The organism is Mycobacterium sp. (assembly GCF_052145595.1).
GTDB lineage: Bacteria > Actinomycetota > Actinomycetes > Mycobacteriales > Mycobacteriaceae > Mycobacterium.
On record NZ_JBKQOI010000173.1, the window covers coordinates 1 to 2999 of the forward strand.

A 2999-nucleotide genomic window follows, 5' to 3' on the forward strand; every position below is an offset into this window, starting at 1 on the left:
CACGATTGCCGCCAACTACGGCCTCGGACGCAGGCTTTACTGTTGTGCGCTTCGTGCTTACGCGGGCATGTCGGCGAGGCTGGTGTCCTACGTCTACGTCGAGGTGCAGCCAAAGCGCTAGCCGCCGCCGGTCGTCAGCCATTCCCCGGGAAGGAAATTAGGCTGCATTACCAGCTCGAGGCCCAGCGCCACCCCGGGCTGCACGTCGCCGCGGCTACCGACGAGAGGAATGAGAATACGCACGATGCACCCTTCTAGCGGTATACGAGACCCTGGCCGACGATGGCGAGATAGAAAACGACGACGAAAACCGTTGGCCAACTTCGGGGATGTCTGTCCGCCCCGCCCCCGAGGAAGATCCATGCCGAGACGCAGGGCAGGATGCCGGCGGCCAGCGGCACCCAGGCCACCGGCCACCAGTGCTCCGCCCACCGCCACGGCGCGGTGACCGACAACTCGAGCAGCACCGCAAGCATGCCGAATGCCCAGGCGGTCTTCGCACTGACCGATGCACCGATCAGCTGCGAGTAGGAGTGCGGGTCCCCCGCGCCCGTCCGGCACGTCTTCCTGGCGAATTCCAGATGCAGGAATGCGCTGGTGAACAGCACGGGCACGACGAGAAGGCGTCCCCACGAGGCATCACCGACACCCGGCTGGCCCACCATCACGAACCCGGTGACCAGGAACTGCGCCGGGCAGACCACCGCGAGGTTGACTATGGGGTTGTCCCGCACCCATGACACGTGCAATTCCATCCACCACAGCGCGAGGCCGTAGCCGAGTGCGGCGGCCAGCACCGCCGCCGCCGGAAGCGAAACCGCCGCGGCGAGAACCAAAGCCACTGCGGCTGTCAGGGCCATCGCCATCCGCAGCTCTGCGTGCGTTATCCGGCCCTGCACCAGCGGACGGGTGGGATTGTGCAGGCGGTCGTAGTCGAGATCCTTCTGGTCGTCGACCACCCGCAGGAATGCGCCGGCCGCGACCAGGGCCAGCGCCTTCAACGCGGTGTCCCAGGTCGGGCGCCACGGGCCGGCGGAGTCGGTCACCACGGCCGTCATGCTCTCGACGGCGACGACCCACAACGTCAGATAGATCGGATAGACCGGGAGGTACCGCTCGATCAGAAATGCCCGGATTCCGCCGGCCCGTTCGGAGACCGTCATGCTGAAGGCGACATTCCGTCACCGCCGTCACCGGTGGTGAATGTCAGCTCGACCGAAGCCCTCGTCTGACCGGACTGTGTCACCTCGCCCCGGAACGACAAAGCGTCCTCAGCGGCCGGGGCCACGGTGACCGTGTTGGTGGTGTCCAATTCGGCGAACGAATGAAAGTCACACCGCAGCCAGGCCGGGCCCATGATCGTCGCGCTGCGCGATCCCATGACCGCCAGCGAGAGTTGGCGACACGCCTCGATTATCAAACCCCCGGGCAGATGGTCGAGAGGGTGGTCGAAGATCGTGGGATGGCTGACGTCCACCACGATGGGTGCGCTCGCCGCACTGCCGCCAAGTGGGACCGGTTCGCCGATCACCACGTTCTCCGGACGTGTCCGCCCGACGATCTGCGGATCGGCCGGGGACGCCTGCGGCCCCGCGTCCCAACTCGCACCGCAACGAAAGGCCTCCCACTTGGCGAGGGACATCCAGCCGAATGCCCCCGACAGCTCCATGACCTTCGTCCCCTCGTGAGTCACGACCGCCGCGACGTCGAGCCCGTGCACCGGGCCTTCAAGGCCTCGGCCGCCCCGCCGGAACTCCTTGCGCACGTCGATGTTGAGCTCGAGATCCAGCACTTGCGAACCACACGTCAACGTGGCCAGATCGAGGATGGACAGCTCGTAGTAGCGCACGGTGTAGCGCGCGTCGAGAGGCACGTCATAGGAGGCGTGACTCGAGGCGATGCACGCCTGCCGGAACGCCTCCAGGACCAGTAACGGGTCGTGATAGGCGCTCTGCTCGCCCGTCGTGTCGGTGTGAAAGCTGTGTCGGCGCGGCAGCTGCGCATGGCAGATCCAGGTCGCCGGACTCGTGGCGACCGACGTGATGAGCACTTCCGCGATGGAGCGCTTGTGCACCAGCTCCCGCGCGATGGTCTGGGAATAATTGTCAGCGTTCACAATTCACCTCGTCCAGTCTGTCGGTGCATGGGGAGATAGGCCGATTCGAGCACGATGCGGAACCACGGGTCGACGGGGACGTGGTGTCTGTCGGCCAGGTCGATGGCCGCCACCCACTCCTGTCCCGTCCGGGGCCTCGCCGTCGCGCCGAACGCCCGGAGGTGCTGCCAGACCATGTCGTGCGTGACCGCCAGATCGCCGCTCCGGCGCTCGACGCCGGACTCGATGTGGTCGGCCAGTCGGACGGCATTGGCCGAGGCGTCGGCGCCGGCGGCACACGCGGCGATGACCTGGCTGAGTTCGGGGTCGGCGAAGTAGATGCTCAGCTCGCGCAAAACGTCGTCGGGATCGTCGGGCGAATGAACCTGGTTGAGCAGGTACGTTCCGGCGGCCAACGCGTACCTCAGCTGACCGGGAGCGCGCTGCGCCGGGTCGGCGGGGCCCTTGTCCGCCGTCAGGCGAACGGACGCCGGCACGCTGTCGTCGGGATGGGTGACCAGCAGCACGATCGATGCGGCCAATCCAGCGAGCTGGTCGGCCAGGCGCCGCCGCTCGGGAGTGGCGCAGTGCCAGTTGAAGTACCAGAGGGCGCGCAGATGCAGGTGGGTGAGCGCCACTGCGTGCGCTCCCACGATGCGATAACCGTGCTCTGTCAGCCAGGTGACGGCCCGCCGCATTCCCCCCGTGACAGCCGCGTCTGGCTTGAGGAGCAGCAGTGCTGTGCGACAACCGAATTCATCGGGATCGATGGACAAGCGCTCCAGCGCGTCGCGCGTTTCCAGGAAGTAGGTATCGGACCCGTACCTACTCGGACTCCGTCGGTGCGTCCCGGGTGGCGCCAGCGTGGCGACTTCGGTGTGGATCATGCGTGACTCCCCTCTCG

The 2999-nt window shown here is 66.8% G+C and carries 4 protein-coding genes; all 4 read right to left on the bottom strand.

Features of this window, described 5'->3' with window-relative positions; translation table 11 throughout:
• Positions 1–117 precede the first annotated feature (117 nt).
• The gene (locus ACLP4W_RS16320; RefSeq protein WP_442387624.1) at positions 118–243 is read right to left on the bottom strand and encodes a hypothetical protein; all 126 of its coding nucleotides are present in this window, start codon (positions 241–243) and stop codon (positions 118–120) included.
• Positions 244–254: 11 nt separating this feature from the next.
• Entirely contained in the window at positions 255–1163 is a 909-nt protein-coding gene (locus ACLP4W_RS16325; RefSeq protein ID WP_442387625.1) for a hypothetical protein, read from the bottom strand.
• Positions 1160–2116, bottom strand: a complete 957-nt coding sequence (locus ACLP4W_RS16330; RefSeq protein WP_442387627.1) for an AfsA-related hotdog domain-containing protein — start codon at positions 2114–2116, stop codon at positions 1160–1162. The genes ACLP4W_RS16325 and ACLP4W_RS16330 overlap by 4 nt, the downstream gene beginning before the upstream one ends.
• Positions 2113–2999: nucleoside-diphosphate kinase (locus ACLP4W_RS16335; RefSeq protein ID WP_442387628.1), on the bottom strand; the 887-nt coding region annotated here is incomplete at its 5' end. The genes ACLP4W_RS16330 and ACLP4W_RS16335, both read right to left, overlap by 4 nt.